Source organism: Pedobacter lithocola, from assembly GCF_042650845.1.
Lineage (GTDB): Bacteria > Bacteroidota > Bacteroidia > Sphingobacteriales > Sphingobacteriaceae > Pedobacter > Pedobacter lithocola.
The window spans coordinates 609,918-626,612 of sequence record NZ_JBHSBW010000011.1 but is presented as its reverse complement, the minus strand read 5'-3'; the positions used below and the strand labels follow the sequence as shown (position 1 = coordinate 626,612).

The window sequence follows — 16,695 nt, the reverse complement described above, 5'->3', positions numbered from 1 at the left end:
CTAATCTATTTTATACAAATATAACATTTATAAACTGTCTTCACTTTATTTACTAATCCAAGCTTCTGGATTCTGTATAACGTTTCCTCTCCAAATTTGGAACTTAAGAATAGCATCATCACCAGTAGTTGCAACAGATCCTAAAACTTGCTTTATCTCTACAGAACTTCCGACTGAAACTTTAACATCCCTCAAATTTTGATAAATTGTAAAGTAATCACCATGCATAATAATTATAACAGCTCTACCTTGTATATAATCTACCTTAATTACTTTGCCTGCAAAAACAGCTCTTACTGAAGTACCTGCAGAAGTTGTGATATCTACACCATTATTTGTGTATGATGCCTGGTCAACTTTATGCAAACCAAAACGTTCAGTGATTTGCCCAGTTGCTACTGGCCAAGGTAATTTTCCCCGATTATTTTCAAAGCCGTCAGATAATCTTGCAGTTTCAGGCGTTGCAGTAAGGGCTTCACTAGTTGTTTTAGTCTTTACAGCTGCAGCCTTTGTTGCTACCGGAGCAGGCCTATTTTCTAATCTTGCCTTTTCAGCGGCAGCTTTTTCTTCTGCTGCTCGTTTTGCAGCAGCAATACGAGCTTCTTCAGCGGCCTTTCTTCTAGCTTCATCAATAGCTCGTTGTATAGCTGCTCTAATTGCTCTATCAATTTGTGCTTGTTGTTTTTTCTTTGAGGCAATATCTTGCTTAAAGGTTCTCTCTTGTTTACTTAGAGTGTTTAAAACTGCCGATTGCTGACTTTTATCTTTACCTAAACGCTCTCTCTCACGTTCTTGCTCTTTTAATAAGTCGCTTTTCTCTTTCAAGGTTCTATCCAGAACTCTAATTTTTCCATTCAAATCTTGCTGTGTATTTTCTATATAACCAGCTTGTTTTTTACGGTATTGACTAAACTGCTGCAAATACTTAATTCTTTTATAAGCCTGATTAAAATCCTTTGCAGCAAAAATGAACATCATTTTATCATAAGAATTTCGGTTTCGCTGTGCGAAACGAATCATGCCTGCATATTCCTTTTTAAGATCACCTAACTGACCTTGTAAAGTATGTACGGTATTTGTGTTTTGAGAGATTTGATTATCAAGATTTTTTATTTCGGAATTAATTGCTCCGATTTTATCTTGACGTAAACGAATTTGTGTATTTATTACATTAATTTGCTGCAAAGTAAGTTTTTTACCACTTGCAGTTTTGCTAAGGCTTTTTTGAAGTTGTTCAATATCACGCTCTATTGCTTCCTTTTTCCTTCTAAGTTCATTTGCCGTTTGCGCCGAAACCGAGATGGCAAACACACTAAAAAACAAAATATATAAGAGTTTGTATAGCTTCATTAAGCCAAAAGTATAAAAATTTTACAGTAAACTATATTAAAATTGATATACTTAAATGGGTATTTGTCGTTACAGAAATATCTTCACTTGTTCTTCATGAAAATAGCTTTGCCAAACAAAAATGTAAATGCTATTTCACTAAAGTATATCGCTTTGGAACAGTAAACGGAAAATCGACGGGAACATTGCCATCAATTTTAACATATTGTAAATCGATATTTATCTTTTTAGCTCCCGAAAGGGTATTTATTTTTAAAGCTCCAGGAAACAATGATTCGTTTAATTTTTGATAATCGGTGTAGGCAACTTTTAAAGCCTGACCACTTTTAGCATCATTCAGATTGGTTTCTGCCACTTTAAATAGTGTATTGAAAAGCAATTTATAATCTAAATTTTCTTTTGAACCAGACACTGCATAAACTCCATTTTCTTGTCTAACATCCGATTTGTCTGTTAAAAACTCACCCATTGCATTACCTGTTAAAATGGCTTGTAACGTATTAAAATTAACTTGCTTGTTTGTAAAGTTATAGATGTAACTAAATGGCTTTTTTAAGTATTCGCTTTTAAGCTTGTTTTGAATTTTAATGCTATCTGGTGTTATCAAAGCTCTGGCAACTTCTGCCATTCCGCCCAAAGCAGTAATGCTAACCCAAATGGTTTCCTTGTCTTTCATTCGAAAGTTCATGGTTACATCATTTGCATCTCCAGAAATATCGAGCGAAGCTTTTGCTTTTAAAGAAAGGGTGTTAAATTTTAATTGTTTGCTATTTAAAAGGTTTAGTGCTTCAGCTTTTGAATTATCGATTTTGGTTTCCGTTTTGACAGGTGGAGCTGTAACAACTTCTTTCTTAGATTTGCATGAAGTTGATAAACTTAATGCACCCAGAATAAACAGGCTATTTAAAATATTTCTTTTCATTGATTTTTTTAGTTAGTACTTCTGAAACGTTACCAGCTTGTTGCGCCTTTTTCCATTGCAGTAATGCAGCATCTTTATCACCTTTCATGTAAAGAATATCTCCATATCGCTCCAAATAAACACCATTCTTACTGCTATTGTTTTGCAAAGCCTTTTCTATCCAAGTTTGTGCCAAAGTGTATTTTTGCTGCTTAAATAATATAAAGGCATAAGTATCTGTAACCGATGAATTTTCGGGCATTGCCTGAGCCGCCTTTTCCGCATACTGAGCCGCCTTATCTAAATCATCGTTTCTAAGTGCCAAGTAATAAGCATAATTGTTCATGATAAGATAATTATCTGGCTCTAAAGCTATTGCCTTTTCAAACGCTGCCTTTGCTAAAGGAAAATTATTTTGGTTGATGAAAATATCGCCTTGCAAAGCATAAACCTGTGCCTGTAAAGCCTTATTATCAACATCTAATTGCAACACAGTTTTTAAGTTATTTAAAGCTGAATCGTACTTTCCTGTTTTAAACAATGCATAAGCCATGTAGTAATACAAGCCAGCCTGATTTGGATAAATTGTTAGGGCTTCATCGCCAAATTTGATGGCTTCGGCATAATGCCCAAGTAAGGTTTGAATGTTTATAACTTGTTCCCAAACTACATAAACTTGCTCATTAATTTTTAAAGCTGCCTGATATTGATTTAAAGCATCATTTAATTTATTTTGCTGGTACAACACATCCCCATAAAGTGCCAAAACCTTTGCATCTGTAGGATTTTTTTCAGCCAAAACTTTGCTTAATTCTGTTACATTTTTTGCTATAACGGGCTGTTGCATTTTAGAAAATAGTGTGGCAATAATTTTCACCTTTTCATCAATTGGCATCTCCGGGCTTTCAAATGCTAATCTTAAGGAAGCAAAAGCCAATTCATCATTCTTTTGTTTCCGATAAATATCTGCCAAGCCTAAATTCACTTCAAAATTGTTTGGTTCAATGCCTTTTGCCTTCAACAAAACTTTTAAGGCTTCGGCATCGTTTCCTTTCTGCAATAGCAATCCGGCAGCATATAAATAGTTTTTTAAATCGGCTTGATTTCCTTCGAGCAACTTTACAATATCACTATCACTTGGATTATTATTTTGCTGAAATCGCCTTTTTGCATTTGTTAATTCTCTTGATTCGCCAAACTTCTGTTCGATGGAATCATAAGTTTTCCTTGCCTCATCGGGCTGATTTAAAATAAACTGTGCATTAGCCTTATCAAAATAATAAGCTTCATTATCTGCATCTAATCTAATTAGCTCTGTAAAAACTTCAACCAGTTCAGGAATTCTGTTATTGCGTTTATAAACTTCAGCTTGCAGGCGTAAGTACCATTTGTTATCGGGTTTTAATTTAACAGCTTGTTTAATGTTTTGCTCGGCTTCTGCTAACTTATCCATCCTTAGATTAGCATTTGCCAGTTCGAAATATGCGGCATGATTTGCCGGATCTGCACTTACAACTTTTGAAAAATTTGATGAAGCAACAGCATAATTATCAGACATTTTTTCTTTTAAACCAGCAAAGAACAGCTGTTTTACCATATTGCTATCACGGTTGCCATTTGGCATAGGAATAACCTGAGCAATTGCTTTATAACCTACAACAATCAAAAAAAGAAAAACGCATCGTTTAATCATAGAATTGAGTATTAAAGGATTGAATGAATGAGTTTTGAATGAGTGATTTTAAGTAATAAGACTATTAATTTTGAATGAATGAATTTTATGTATTCTCTCATACAATCATTCTCTCAATCAATCATTTCTTTTAAGCATTTTCATCAAATCGCCTTTTTCGAAATATGCAATTGCAGCAATAAAAATAATCAACATTCCATTTCCAATGTAAATATTTCTGTCGAAAAGAAAAAATGAAGAGAATACAATAATTGTTGAAACGATTAGATAAACTAAAATTCTTTTCAAATTGTATGGCACAGGGTAATATTTCTGTCCGAGGATATAGGAAATTACAGTCATTGTACCATAAGCAGCCATAGATACCCAAGCCGAACCCATGTAACCGAATTTTGGTATTAATAAAATATTAAAAAAGATTGTGATAAATGCACCAGCAAGGGAGATGTATAAACCAAATCGGGTTTGATCGGAAAGACGATACCAAACAGATAAATTCATATATATCCCTAAGAAAACATAACCTAAAAGTAAATAAGGAACTGCGGGTAAACCTACCCAATATTCTGCCCTATGTGCCTCGTCTCTACTGATAAAATATTTTAAAATTTCGATGTTGGCTATTAAAGCAACAAATAAAACAGCCAAAGCAATTACAAAATATTGAAGAATGGTTGCATAAGTTTTTTTGGCATTAACATTTTTAGCATGACTAAAAAAGAAAGGTTCGGCACCAAGTCTGAATGCGGTATTGAATATGCTCATAAAAATTGCAATCTTACAAACTGCGCCATAAATACCAACTTGCACTTCAGTAGAGTACTTATCTAAAAGAATTTTATCAAGATTTTCATTTATGATGAAAGATAAATTTGCGACTAAAACAGGCCAACTGTAAGATAGCATGTTCATAAATAATGCTTTATCAAACTTAAGCTGCAATTTTAAAAATTCGGGAATTAGTAAAAGGAAGGTAATGGCACTAGCAATTAAGTTTGCGATGAACACATAACCAATCCATTTAGCCCTGAAAAAATCTTTAAAAAACTGTGCTCCAGCCCAATCATTTCTAATTATTGCCGGGATACCGTAAATAAAGAAAAGACAAATACTTACATAAGTTAAAACGTTTATAAACTTTAAAAGACTGTAGCGAAATGGTTTTCCATCGGCTCTTAACTTTGCAAATGGAATGATGCAGATTGCGTCAGAAAACAAAAGCCATAAAAAATATTGTACGTATCGTCGCTGGTCTTGAAATTGCGACATGTTATTATTCAGCAAATATTTTGTTATTGGATCCGTAAATATCAATCCTGTTATTAAGAATAGGATAGAAATAAAAGCAATTACAAAGAAAGAATTGTTGTAAACCTGCTGTTTTTTATCCTCATGTTTATTTAGGTACCTGAAAAATGTGGTTTCCATCCCGAATGCTAAGACAGCATTGATAAGTGATGCCCAGCTATACATTTTGGTAAAAATACCATAAACTGCAGCCGCATAAGTACGTGTAAATATTGGGGTAAGAATAAAATTTAGTAAGCGAGAAACTATGGTACTAATACCATAAACCATTGTTTGCCCAAGAAACTTTTTATATACAGACAATTTGATTTTAGATTTGGGATTTTAGATTTTAGATTGTTTAAAGTCCACTAAAATTTAAATCAGTTATTATTTTGGGAATATATGAATTATCGTGATTCTTAAAATTAACTTCTCTTTTTTAAATTTTCTAAGTCTGCCAAAATAAGTAAAACGTAATTCGTAAATCTATAACTGTAAATCTTCTCATTTTCTTAATACTTCAAAATTACGATAGTTTTTTACTTCACCTTCTTTTACGGTAACATTTTCTACACGAGAGCGATCTGGTCCTTCATTACACCAATTTACAAATTCTTCCAGAAAAATATCGTCGCCTTCTGCCTCAATAAAAACAGAGCCATCTTTTTCGTTTTTTACATACCCTTGAACCATCATTTGATTGGCAATAATTTTGGTGGTTTCTCTAAAGCCTACACCCTGAACTTTTCCGGTAATAGTAATATCGAGATGTTTCATAATTAGACAAAGTTAGTTTTTTTGGTTAATGTTAGAATTGCTTTTTAAACTCGTGTCGTCCAAAAGAAACTAAACCAAAAGCAATAGCAAATATTGTATAAATTGTTAATGGCATTAGAACAAAAGTAGATTCAAGGTGTTTTAAAAAGTATTTTGCGAGTGTTATAGCACCAACAATAAAATGCACAAAGTTTCCGAGTGAAACTGGCTTGCTGTAAATTCCTCCAATTAGATTTGATTTTGCCGTCCAGTTTAAAATGGCAAAACCTAGAAAAAGCGCACCAAGCATTTCAATCATAATTGCTAATAATTCAATATCCGCAAGACCTACATATTTTAAAATTTCATCAGGAGCAAAAGCGCATGTAACTCCTACTAAACCTAAAAAGATACTGCTAGACATCATTAGATATTTTGTATTCATATATTATAAATTTTAAAAGAAATTAAAATTAGAGATTCGTGTTTTCTCCAAAAGAAATTCCTCAAAAATTTTATCTAAAATCTGTTTTGCTGGTTTAATTTCTTTCAGCATGGCTGAGACTTGTCCGATTTCGAGTTCTCCATTCTCCATATCGCCCTCAAACATACCTAGTTTTGCTCTTGCCTTACCAAGCAATTCTGATAATTGAATTCGATCTGCGCCTTCTGCTTCTGCGGTTGCAACGGCATCAGCAAATTCATTTTTAAGCAAACGGACTGGAACCAGCTTCTTCATGGCCAATTTTGTATCTCCTTCTGTTGATTGCAGAATTTTATTTTTAAATGCAGGATGCGCCGATGATTCTTCAGCTATGGCAAAGGCCGAACCAACTTGAACGGCATCGGCACCTAATGCCATGGCTGCCAACATAGATTTGCCACTTGCAATTCCTCCCGCAGCAATGAGTGGAATATTAGTTGCTTCCTTAATCATTGGGATTAGGCACATCGTTGTGGTTTCTTCTCTTCCGTTATGCCCGCCAGCTTCAAAACCCTCAGCAACAATGGCATCAACACCGGCTTCTTGTGCCTTCAAAGCAAACTTTGTATTCGCAATTACATGAGCAACTGTAATGCCTTTATCTTTCAAAATGCTTGTCCAAATAGCTGGGTTACCAGCCGAAGTAAATATAATTTTTACTTCTTCTTGAATTACTATATTAATTATTTCCTGAACATTTGGATATAATAATGGAATATTAACTCCAAAAGGTTTATTGGTTGCCAGTTTACATTTTTGAATATGCAAACGCAACACTTCTGGATACATAGAACCTGCACCAATAATGCCTAAACCACCCGCATTAGAAACTGCAGATGCCAATTTCCAGCCGCTACACCAAACCATACCGGCTTGGATAATTGGATATTTGATGTTAAAAAGTTTACAGATTGGGTTCAGCATCTTATTATTTTTTATAGTGCCCTCGCAGAGAATAAACAACTATAATTTCAGATTGAACTTCATAAATTAAACGGTGCTCTTGATTAATTCTTCTCGACCAATTTCCTGAATGTTCGTATTTAAGAGCTTCTGGTTTACCAATTCCTGTAAAGGGGTTTTGTTGGATATCTTCTAATAAGATTCGAATTTTATTTAAGATCGATTTATTTCCAGATTTTTTAAAATAGTTTAAATCTTGTAATGCAACAAGTGTAAACTCTATTTCCATATCTCATCCAAACTAAGCTTAACGGTTTTACCATCTTTTGCTTGCTGTTTACTAATTTTCATTTTATTATTAAAATCAGCATTATATGGCTGCTTGTTTTCTTCAAATGTAATATTGAAGGCTTTCATAAAAGCTTTAAGCGCAGAAAGTTGCTCTTTATTTTCAGGATGTACGATTAATGTTCCCATATACTCAAAAATACATAAAACTTATTATTGAACAAATGTTACCATCATAAATCATCAAACTAATTTTACTATAACGTCACTTTCAATCATCAAATCTTCTGATAATGAAATCAAATTTAAACCAGGTGTTTTACCCACTTCAATCGTTCCGAATTGCTTATCTAAACCTAAAAATTCTGCTCCATTAATCGTTGCCCATTGTAATAAGTTTTCGAAACCGATATTTTTATGCTTTTGTAAAGTTTTCATCTCAGCTAAAATATTAAGTTGCTTGTTACTTGCTAAACTATCTGTCCCTATGGTTATTTTCAATTGTTTTTCCATCCATAAATTTACATCTGGTAATGAATTTTCAATGTACAGGTTGGCATTCGGACAAAAGCACCAATACAAGTTATGATGATTTTGTGTTGCAAACTCAATATCTTCTTTATTAGAAACCGTATTATGTACTAACAATAATTTTTGGTTTACCATCTTGGGCAACCAAGTTTGTAATGATGATTTTCCACTTGGCTCGAAAAAGGCAATATCTAAACCAAGAAACTTATATAACTCTAAAAACCGGCCAGTTTTATCAACAAAAAAGGCATTTTCTTCTACTGTTTCCTGATTATGAATGCTAAGAAAGGCATTATCGCTCTCCGCTTCTTCGTTAATTAGTTTAAAAAGTTCTGAAGAAACAGAATACGGAGCATGCGGAACAACAGAAGCTGACAATGGAAAAAATTCATTCTTAATTCCAATTGCATAATCCATTACAGCTTCAGCTCTTTGTGGATTAAAGCCCATCGCTTCTACAAAAGTATGGTAAAATATTTGGCTGATTTGTTTAATTTCCTTTGATGAAATTTGATTCGAGATATCTCCAACAGCAACTATACCATTATTATACATTTGTTTATTAGCCATTTGCATAGCCGATTTAATTTCATCTTTATCTGCCTGCCTACCAGTAATGATGTGTTTAACAAAATCTACCAAACCAGTACGTTCGGGGATTTTACCTAATAAATGTGATAGTTCTAAATGGCAATGTGTGTTTATAAATCCTGGAACAATTGCACCTTTAAGCTTTTTAATATCAATATGATTTGCATACTTCTCTTGCAGAATCGCAACGATTTCACCTTCTGAATTAACTTCTACGATTCCATTTTTTATTGGCGGACTAGAAACAGGAAAAATCCAATCGGCTGAAAAATATGTTGACATGAAACGAATTTACAGTTTTAGATGTGTGATTAACAAATTCTAATTAAAGCTGTTAGCTTTTGAAGGGAATTATAAGATTGTGGTAGATATTTTACACTCAAATCCTCACAACTATAATTGAAAAGAGCCTCCTATCGGAATCGAACCAATGACCTACTGATTACAAGTCAGTTGCTCTACCAGCTGAGCTAAGGAGGCTTTTATCGGGCTGCAATTATAGAAAAAACTTTTCTTTAAATAAAATGTAAAACAGAAAAAATTTAATGAATTAATCCGATAGATTTTGAATGTAGAATTGCTTCATCGCTGTTTTTATAAAGACAAGTGTGAACGTTTTGAACCTCAATCTTTTGCAATAAACCCATGGTTTCAGGTTCCCTTTCTGGGCGAATGTTCCTAATGTAAACAGCCTTAATATTTGCAGGATATTTTTCTGCAATCATCGAATAAATATGAGGGTCTTGTTGCGAATTATCTCCAAAAAAAACAAACTTCTGGTTTGGGAAAGCATCCAAAATCCTCATCACCCTTAGTAATTTTCCTTCGTGACCGGTTTTTCCGGTTTTAATTAAATCCTTCCAGCGTTTTAAGGTATTTAAAAGAAAAGCTCCATCAGGCAACTTATTATATTTAAAAGTTTCCAGAAGGTAATCGTACAAATTCCACTCACTGCTACTTACATAAAAAAATGGATTTGGCTGATTAACCTCGGTATTTGAAATTGCCAACAATTGATAATGATTTGCAGCATCAGGAAATGTTTTTCTGGTATGCGGATTTTTGATAAACAGCTCACGCAAACGCCTTCCAACAGTAGCCGAGTGAGATACCATAACGGTATCATCAACATCAGATATAAAAGCATATTGTGTGATGTGTGGAACATAAATCTTTCCTTCGCCCGAATTTAAAACGTTTCCTTGCTCATCAATTGCTTCGACTGTTACATGATGCCAACCTGCATCAACATCATTTTCTGCCTTCCATTCAAATTTAAAGAAACCATCTGCCTCGGTTTTATTTTCAATGGTTTGTGCTAAGAATTTAAGTCGCACCGTTATAAACGGATAAGGTTTTAGCACAAAAAGCTTTAATAAATGAATAATATTTACGAAAAGATTGTTGCTATAAACCTGCTTCGTTTTCGCCCTACGTTTAAAAACATGACCATAAACAACTAAATTATGAGTATGTCCATATCCATGATATACTTTTACGCTTACAGATTTATTCATATATAATTAAAACAGAGTTTGTAATAAGTTGTTTGAAGATAACCTAAAGAGGTTGTTCTAATATGAAATTACTTTTTATCATTAACCCAGGTTCGGGTAGTCACAAATTAAATCTTAAAGAAGTTATTTCTAATCATTTTGCTGGTAAAAATATCGATGCAGAACTTTTCGAATTGCCAGACGATTGTTCTATAGATAAAATAAAAAATAAAATTGACGATACCAAAGCAGATAAGGTTATTGCTGTTGGTGGCGATGGTACCTTAAAGCTGGTTGCCGAATGTTTGCTGAATACAGAAACACCGATTGGCATCATCCCGGCCGGTTCTGCAAATGGTATGGCGAAAGAATTGGGCATACCTGCTGATATTAATGAAGCCCTAAACTTCCTCGAAATTGGTACGCCTAAAAAAATTCACGCTGTTAAAATTAATGATGAAATATGCATTCACTTATCCGATTTAGGTTTTAACGCTTATTTGGTAAATAAATTTGATGCACTGCCCGAGCGTGGTATGTGGGGTTATGCAAAAGCTACCTGGCATGCATTATGGAACCATAAAAGAGTAAATGTAGAATTAAAATTAAAAGGTGAAACCATAAAATCAGCAGCTGCAATGGTTGCTATAGCAAATGCAACGATGTATGGTTCGGGTTTAAAGATAAATCCTGATGGAAAACTGGATGATAAATTATTCGAAATTATATTGGTAAAAGACTATTCTTATTTAGAAATCCTTAAGATTTGGGTTACTAAATTACCTTTCAATCCTAAAAAGATTGAGGTTTTTCAAACTAATGAGGTTAAAATTGTTTCTAAACATAAAGTCCATTTTCAGGTTGATGGCGAATACATTGGCAAAGTAAATTCTATTGAAGCAAAGATTTTACCTGATGCGATTAATGTGATTTACTAGTTAGAATAATTAATTCGAAATTAATGCCTTAATTCCCGGCGATGGATTTGAATTGTAAAGTACAACCTAAAAAATTCTGCTATAAAACAGATTTTAAATAGTATATCGAACCAGTTTTGATTTAAATTTAAAATTTCGGGTAAAAGTGTTATAAAGCCTACCGAGAAAACCCAAACTATTAAGCGAAATGGGAACTGAATGTAGTAAGCAATAAATCCAGCCCTTTTAAAAAGAAACAAACCTATTGCCGAAACAAATAGCAAAATAAACATTGGTAACGTTAATATAACCCTGATTTGAGATAAAGTTTGGTCTGGAATTTCATTGAGATGTGTAATAATATTCCAAAATGGATAAGCCAGAAGACAAATGCTGACCACATCCAGCAAGGCAAAAATTTTAGTTGTTAAACGCATTACTTACAATATTTTGCAAGATAATCTTCTGCTTTATTACTTCCCAAATTTTTAACCAGATTAAAATCTTCACAAGCTCCTTGTTTATCGCCTTGTTTTATTTTTTTAAGGGCCTTGTTTATTAATCCATCAAGATATTCATCATCAATACCCAACTGAGATTTTATTGCCAGTATTCGAGCTTCTTGCTCTGGTTTTGCCTGACTTTGATTTTTATAGAAGTTAATTACGGCATTTGTTAATCCTTCTTCAGCTTCGTAAGCAACAATGGAAGACTTGATTTGTGATGTTGTTTTACCTTCGCAATTATAACCTGAAAGCCTAAAATTTACCGGAACAATAACAGCCATTGTTGTATCGTATCCTGTTGGAACCTGCCACTTCCCGCTACTCATGCGCACCAACCGCAACGCTTCGTTATCTAAATCCGAAATGATACCTTTTGAAATTTTTGATGAATAAACATTACCAGCCAAATCCAATTTAAAGCTGATGTTAACCGTACCTTGAATACAGTTCTGCTTAGAAAATTGAGGGTAAATTGTATTGCTTTTTAGAAATGAGGCGAAACCCGATGGTCCGCTTTTAAATTGCACTTGTGCCATTGCAAAATGGGTGCAAAACATCAAACCTAAGATTATAAATTTCATCATTATTCTAATTTACAGAAATATGCTGAAAGCGCATGTAGATTAATAGAACGAATATTTAAGGATTAAGTTTGGATCAGGACAATTGGCTAAATATTTTTCCCTTTCGCTAAATTTACATACACCAGGATAATCGCCTTTAAAACCTTCCATATCATTAATAACCTGAAAATGTAAGTGTGGTGGCCAATAACCATTTTCTTCCATCACACCAAGCTCAGCAAATTTTTTACCTGCTGCGATAAATTTACCTTCGTGTAAATCATCAAGATATGCCAAACTTAAATGGCCGTAAAGCACATTAAATTTTAAACCATCTATTTCATAAGATAAAATAATAGTTGCGCCATAATCGCCAAAGTTATTATTGTTGGCAAAGCTGTGTACAACAGCATCATAAAAATTATAAATAGGTGTTGTTGCTGGTCCCCAAACATCTACACCCAGATGCAATCTCCTTGGTTCTTCAATCGTATTAAAATGAGAACTTCTGGAGTAGATTGTTCTGTGTTCATCATAACCTCCAATGCCATAACGTGCTTCTACATCATTCAGTTTTTCATCTATCCAAGTAGAAAAGAGAACCGTATTTCCCAGAATTTTATCTGTAAGTTCAGTATTCCGCTTTGTAAAATCAAGCGGTAAAAGCTTATCAAAATTTTTATTAAAATCGATGACATTTCCCAATAGTGAAGCATTATTCCGAATAACATTTTCAAATGTCTTCATGCAAACTATTCGCTTTCCTCGTCTTTTTGTCTGGGTTCTTTAGCTATCTTATCGAAAAGATTATCCATTTTTTCTACATACTCATTGGTATCATCCACAAAAAATGTAAGTTCTGGCACAACTCTGGCCTGATGACGAATTCTAGAACCAAGTTTATATCTGATTTCACCAGTATGGGCGTTTACAGTATTAATTGAAAGTGATGTATTATTGGTATTAAAAAAGCTCAAATAAACTTTCGCTACAGACAAATCAGGCGATACCCGAACACGAGTTATCGTTACCAATGTGTTTGGCAAAAATGAGCCTCCCTCACGTTGAAAAATTTGTGCTAATTCTTCCTGTATTACTCCTGCAAATTTCTGCTGACGTTTACTTTCCATGATGTTTTTTTTATAAACCTATTTAGGTTTGAAACAATTTAACAATCTTATATCGCTCTGCAAAGATTCCTTCACACCTCGCGATGACGTTAATTAATTTTAATACAACAAATTACTATCATAAGGATATCTCGCTGTGTGTGCAGCTTTTATCTTATCGTACAATAGTTTTTTAAACTCCTCTATATTTTCTTTTTCAGTTGCTGATATAAATAAAACAGGCGATTTACCGTGGCTCATCCAACTTTTCTTAAAATCGGCAAGGTTCATTTTACCATTTTCAAAAGCTACTAAATCATCCTCTTCAGGCGCAACATAGGCATCAATTTTATTAAAAACTAAAATTGTGTCTTTATCTGCAGCACCAATATCTTTCAAAGTTTCGTTAACGATATGAATCTGATCTTCAAAATTCGGGTGAGAAACATCTACAACATGGATCAAAATATCAGCTTCGCGAACTTCATCCAAAGTAGATTTAAAACACTCTACCAAATGGTGAGGCAGCTTACGTATAAATCCAACGGTATCCGAAAGTAAAAATGGCAAATTCTCTATTACAACTTTTCTCACGGTGGTATCTAAAGTTGCAAAAAGTTTGTTCTCTGCAAACACTTCCGATTTCGAAAGCATGTTCATAATGGTAGATTTGCCAACGTTTGTATAGCCAACCAAAGCAACCCGTATTAACTGACCGCGATTTTTACGCTGTGTTTCGTTTTGTTTATCAATTAAACGCAGTCGCTCTTTTAATAACGAAATTTTGGTTAAAATAATTCGCCTATCACTTTCAATCTGCGTTTCACCAGGACCACGCATACCAATACCACCTTTTTGGCGCTCTAAGTGCGTCCACATACCTGTTAAGCGTGGCAATAAATATTGTAATTGCGCTAGTTCTACTTGTGTTTTTGCTTGTGCAGTTTGTGCCCGATTGGCGAAAATATCGAGAATTAAATTACTTCTATCTAATATTTTAACTCCAATTTCACGCTCAATATTACGCAATTGAGATGGTGATAATTCATCATCAAAAATTACGGTATCAATTTCTTCTGATTTAACGAAAGCTTTAATTTCTTCCAGTTTTCCTGTACCAACAAATGTAGCACGTTCTGGCTTCAACATTTTTTGGGTGAAGTTTCTTTCAACCATTCCGCCAGCTGTTTCAACTAAAAAAGCCAACTCATCTAAATATTCCTTTGTTTGCTCCTCCTTTTCGCCAGGTGTAATTACACCTACCAAAATGGCTCGCTCCTGCTGAATAGCAGTATCATATAATTTCTGTTTTCCCATGTAATATGTACAAATATACACAATTTGCAAATGTGTAATTCCATTTACAAACCATGCAATAGTAATAAATGTTTTTTCGAAAGTTAAAGCATGAAGCTTGTGGCAAATACAGTCCCGCTTTCTGTTACAAGTTTTTGTGCGATTTCATTTTGAATCCGTACAAGGGCACAACAAAAACTTTTCACTACAATCGGGCTTATTAAACTTTGGAAACTGCTGTTATTCGAAACTTGTTGCTAAAATTTCATATTTAGTTAGTGCTTCCGGCCGGTAAGATACCAACCGATAGGGCAGCGATATTTAAAAATTGAAACAACCATTTGGCTAAGCCTTAGCAACCCCCTACCCGTTCTACTTAAATCCGGCCTAAAAAATTTTTCGGAATCCACTGTCTATTCCATACCCCAACTTCCATAGAAAAATTCTCAGCCGGCAATTTTGTTTCTTTAGTTATCAGAAGAAAAAAGCCCATCCGGCCAGGACAATTATTTATGTAGATTACCAATCCACTTTATCTTAAGTTCGACATACGCTATACTTAACATTTCGAACAGCGAGGAAAGGCGAGGTTAAATAAAAAGCCATCCCGATGATAAAGATGGCTTAAGCTTTAAACTAATTATAGTATTAGTTATTGAAATACATAAGTTGAAGTAATATCAGTTAAAGTATTTCCACTACCAGATTTTTTATCAACACTCTTACCGTCAACAAAAATCTCACAATCAATCGTACCGCCTGTGTAAGAGGTTCCACTAATTAATAAAGCATCATACTGTTTAACCGTCATATCAAATTTATAAGAATATGGAAGTGCTTGATTACTAAATAATTCAGTTGCTCCCGTTGCATTTCTTCTAACGATGCTATATAAAGATGTAAGCCCAGAAGGAGAAGTTACTTTGTACTCTACCGAAACTTTTCTTGGGTAGTTATCTGCCGGTGTTGGGTCATCACTTTTTTTACCGCAAGAAGTAACGGTTAAAAATAAAATAGCAATTAAGGAAATTGAAAAAAATTTTGAGATAGTTTTCATAGATTTTTGGCTTTTAATTTCTTACGACACATAGAATAACTGTGCCAAAAGATTTATTAAAAAACAAAACACTAATTTCGGGGGTACTTTTAAACTACCTGTAAGCAGATGGTTTATAGCTTTTTATAACAGTTTGAAGATGAGTAGCGCTAAAAAAACATTCTATAATCTAATCTATTTCTGATACGAATTCTTTAATTGCTATTCCCGGATTATCCGTTTTCATAAAGTTTTCACCTATTAAAAAACCATCGAATCCTGCTAATCGGAGCTGTTTTATTGTTGTTGAATTACTAATTGCACTTTCCGAAACTTTCATAAATTCATTCGGAATTTTATCAACCAAATCATACGATGTCTGAATGTTAACAGTAAAATCTGCAAGGTTTCTATTGTTCACACCAATAGCATCTAAATGCGGGCAAATGCTTCTTTCCAACTCTTCCAGATTGTGGACTTCTAATAACACATTTAATCCCAGACTTTTCCCAAGTTTCCCCATATCCACAATTTCTTTTGGTGATAAAATTGAAGCAATTAAAAGAATTATATCGGCTCCCCAGGCTTTTGCTTCTAAAATCTGGTATTCATCAATCATGAAATCTTTTCTCAATATTGGTATATTATTCGCTACCCTAGCCGCTAAAATATCTTCTCTTTGTCCTCCAAAAAAATCTAAATCAGTTAAAACAGAAAGTGCAGAAGCTCCTGCATGATTGTAGGCTTTGGTAACTTCAGCTACGTCGGCAGTCCCATTAATTAATCCTTTTGAAGGAGAACGACGTTTAAATTCGGCGATAATTCCGGTTCTGTCTTTATCCAGCAAAAATTCTTTAAAAGAATAAGGTGTTCTTCTAAAATGAATGGATTGCTCCAAATCCTTAACAGAAACTAATGCTTTTGCATCGGCTACCTCTTGTTGTTTGCGTAATACGATCTTATCTAAAATATTCATTTACTTTTC

At 33.8% G+C, this 16,695-nt stretch carries 18 protein-coding genes and 1 tRNA gene; 1 reads left to right on the top strand and 18 read right to left on the bottom strand.

Annotated elements, in window-relative coordinates:
- Positions 1 to 45: 45 nt before the first annotated feature.
- From ACFOWA_RS13130 to ACFOWA_RS13075, 12 genes are all read right to left on the bottom strand, one after another.
- Positions 46 to 1,350, bottom strand: coding sequence for a murein hydrolase activator EnvC family protein (locus ACFOWA_RS13130; protein ID WP_378985837.1), 1,305 nt, complete (start codon positions 1,348 to 1,350; stop codon positions 46 to 48).
- A 130-nt stretch (positions 1,351 to 1,480) separates the two neighbouring features.
- Complete coding sequence (locus ACFOWA_RS13125) at positions 1,481 to 2,272, bottom strand: DUF4292 domain-containing protein (RefSeq protein WP_378985835.1); 792 nt, start codon at positions 2,270 to 2,272, stop codon at positions 1,481 to 1,483.
- A complete protein-coding gene (locus ACFOWA_RS13120) occupies positions 2,250 to 3,944 on the bottom strand; it encodes a tetratricopeptide repeat protein (protein ID WP_378985833.1) in 1,695 nt (564 codons plus the stop codon). The genes ACFOWA_RS13125 and ACFOWA_RS13120 overlap by 23 nt, the downstream gene beginning before the upstream one ends.
- 117 nt (positions 3,945 to 4,061) lie before the next feature.
- Entirely contained in the window at positions 4,062 to 5,555 is a 1,494-nt protein-coding gene (locus tag ACFOWA_RS13115) for a lipopolysaccharide biosynthesis protein (RefSeq protein WP_378985831.1), read from the bottom strand.
- A 183-nt stretch (positions 5,556 to 5,738) separates the two neighbouring features.
- A complete protein-coding gene (locus ACFOWA_RS13110; protein WP_378985830.1) occupies positions 5,739 to 6,011 on the bottom strand; it encodes an acylphosphatase in 273 nt (90 codons plus the stop codon).
- Between the two features lie 31 nt (positions 6,012 to 6,042).
- Positions 6,043 to 6,435: a hypothetical protein gene (locus ACFOWA_RS13105; protein WP_378985828.1), complete on the bottom strand. Its 393-nt coding sequence runs from the start codon at positions 6,433 to 6,435 to the stop codon at positions 6,043 to 6,045.
- A gap of 12 nt (positions 6,436 to 6,447) precedes the next feature.
- Positions 6,448 to 7,398: an NAD(P)H-dependent flavin oxidoreductase gene (locus ACFOWA_RS13100; RefSeq protein ID WP_378985826.1), complete on the bottom strand. Its 951-nt coding sequence runs from the start codon at positions 7,396 to 7,398 to the stop codon at positions 6,448 to 6,450.
- A gap of 4 nt (positions 7,399 to 7,402) precedes the next feature.
- Positions 7,403 to 7,666, bottom strand: coding sequence for a Txe/YoeB family addiction module toxin (locus ACFOWA_RS13095; protein WP_378985824.1), 264 nt, complete (start codon positions 7,664 to 7,666; stop codon positions 7,403 to 7,405).
- Positions 7,657 to 7,854, bottom strand: a complete 198-nt coding sequence (locus tag ACFOWA_RS13090; RefSeq protein WP_378985822.1) for a DUF2683 family protein — start codon at positions 7,852 to 7,854, stop codon at positions 7,657 to 7,659. Before ACFOWA_RS13090 ends, ACFOWA_RS13095 begins: the two co-directional genes overlap by 10 nt.
- A 54-nt stretch (positions 7,855 to 7,908) precedes the next feature.
- Positions 7,909 to 9,069: an amidohydrolase family protein gene (locus ACFOWA_RS13085; protein WP_378985821.1), complete on the bottom strand. Its 1,161-nt coding sequence runs from the start codon at positions 9,067 to 9,069 to the stop codon at positions 7,909 to 7,911.
- A gap of 125 nt (positions 9,070 to 9,194) precedes the next feature.
- Positions 9,195 to 9,267, bottom strand: a tRNA-Thr gene (locus tag ACFOWA_RS13080).
- A 62-nt stretch (positions 9,268 to 9,329) separates the two neighbouring features.
- Positions 9,330 to 10,304, bottom strand: a complete 975-nt coding sequence (locus ACFOWA_RS13075) for an App1 family protein (RefSeq protein WP_378985819.1) — start codon at positions 10,302 to 10,304, stop codon at positions 9,330 to 9,332.
- A 62-nt stretch (positions 10,305 to 10,366) separates the two neighbouring features.
- Between ACFOWA_RS13075 and ACFOWA_RS13070 the strand changes: the two genes are divergently transcribed.
- A complete protein-coding gene (locus ACFOWA_RS13070; protein WP_378985817.1) occupies positions 10,367 to 11,221 on the top strand; it encodes a diacylglycerol/lipid kinase family protein in 855 nt (284 codons plus the stop codon).
- A gap of 415 nt (positions 11,222 to 11,636) precedes the next feature.
- Here the strand turns inward: ACFOWA_RS13070 and ACFOWA_RS13065 are convergent, their stop codons facing one another.
- From ACFOWA_RS13065 to trpC, 6 genes are all read right to left on the bottom strand, one after another.
- Positions 11,637 to 12,290: a TonB family protein gene (locus tag ACFOWA_RS13065; RefSeq protein ID WP_378985815.1), complete on the bottom strand. Its 654-nt coding sequence runs from the start codon at positions 12,288 to 12,290 to the stop codon at positions 11,637 to 11,639.
- 39 nt (positions 12,291 to 12,329) lie between these two features.
- The gene (locus ACFOWA_RS13060) at positions 12,330 to 13,016 is read right to left on the bottom strand and encodes a peptidoglycan DD-metalloendopeptidase family protein (protein WP_378985813.1); all 687 of its coding nucleotides are present in this window, start codon (positions 13,014 to 13,016) and stop codon (positions 12,330 to 12,332) included.
- A gap of 5 nt (positions 13,017 to 13,021) precedes the next feature.
- A complete protein-coding gene (gene rbfA / locus ACFOWA_RS13055; RefSeq protein ID WP_378985811.1) occupies positions 13,022 to 13,399 on the bottom strand; it encodes a 30S ribosome-binding factor RbfA in 378 nt (125 codons plus the stop codon).
- A 99-nt stretch (positions 13,400 to 13,498) separates the two neighbouring features.
- The gene (gene hflX / locus ACFOWA_RS13050) at positions 13,499 to 14,695 is read right to left on the bottom strand and encodes a GTPase HflX (protein ID WP_378985809.1); all 1,197 of its coding nucleotides are present in this window, start codon (positions 14,693 to 14,695) and stop codon (positions 13,499 to 13,501) included.
- 631 nt (positions 14,696 to 15,326) lie between these two features.
- Positions 15,327 to 15,731, bottom strand: a complete 405-nt coding sequence (locus tag ACFOWA_RS13045; RefSeq protein ID WP_378985807.1) for a hypothetical protein — start codon at positions 15,729 to 15,731, stop codon at positions 15,327 to 15,329.
- A gap of 169 nt (positions 15,732 to 15,900) precedes the next feature.
- Complete coding sequence (gene trpC / locus ACFOWA_RS13040; protein ID WP_378985806.1) at positions 15,901 to 16,686, bottom strand: indole-3-glycerol phosphate synthase TrpC; 786 nt, start codon at positions 16,684 to 16,686, stop codon at positions 15,901 to 15,903.
- Positions 16,687 to 16,695: the final 9 nt, after the last annotated feature.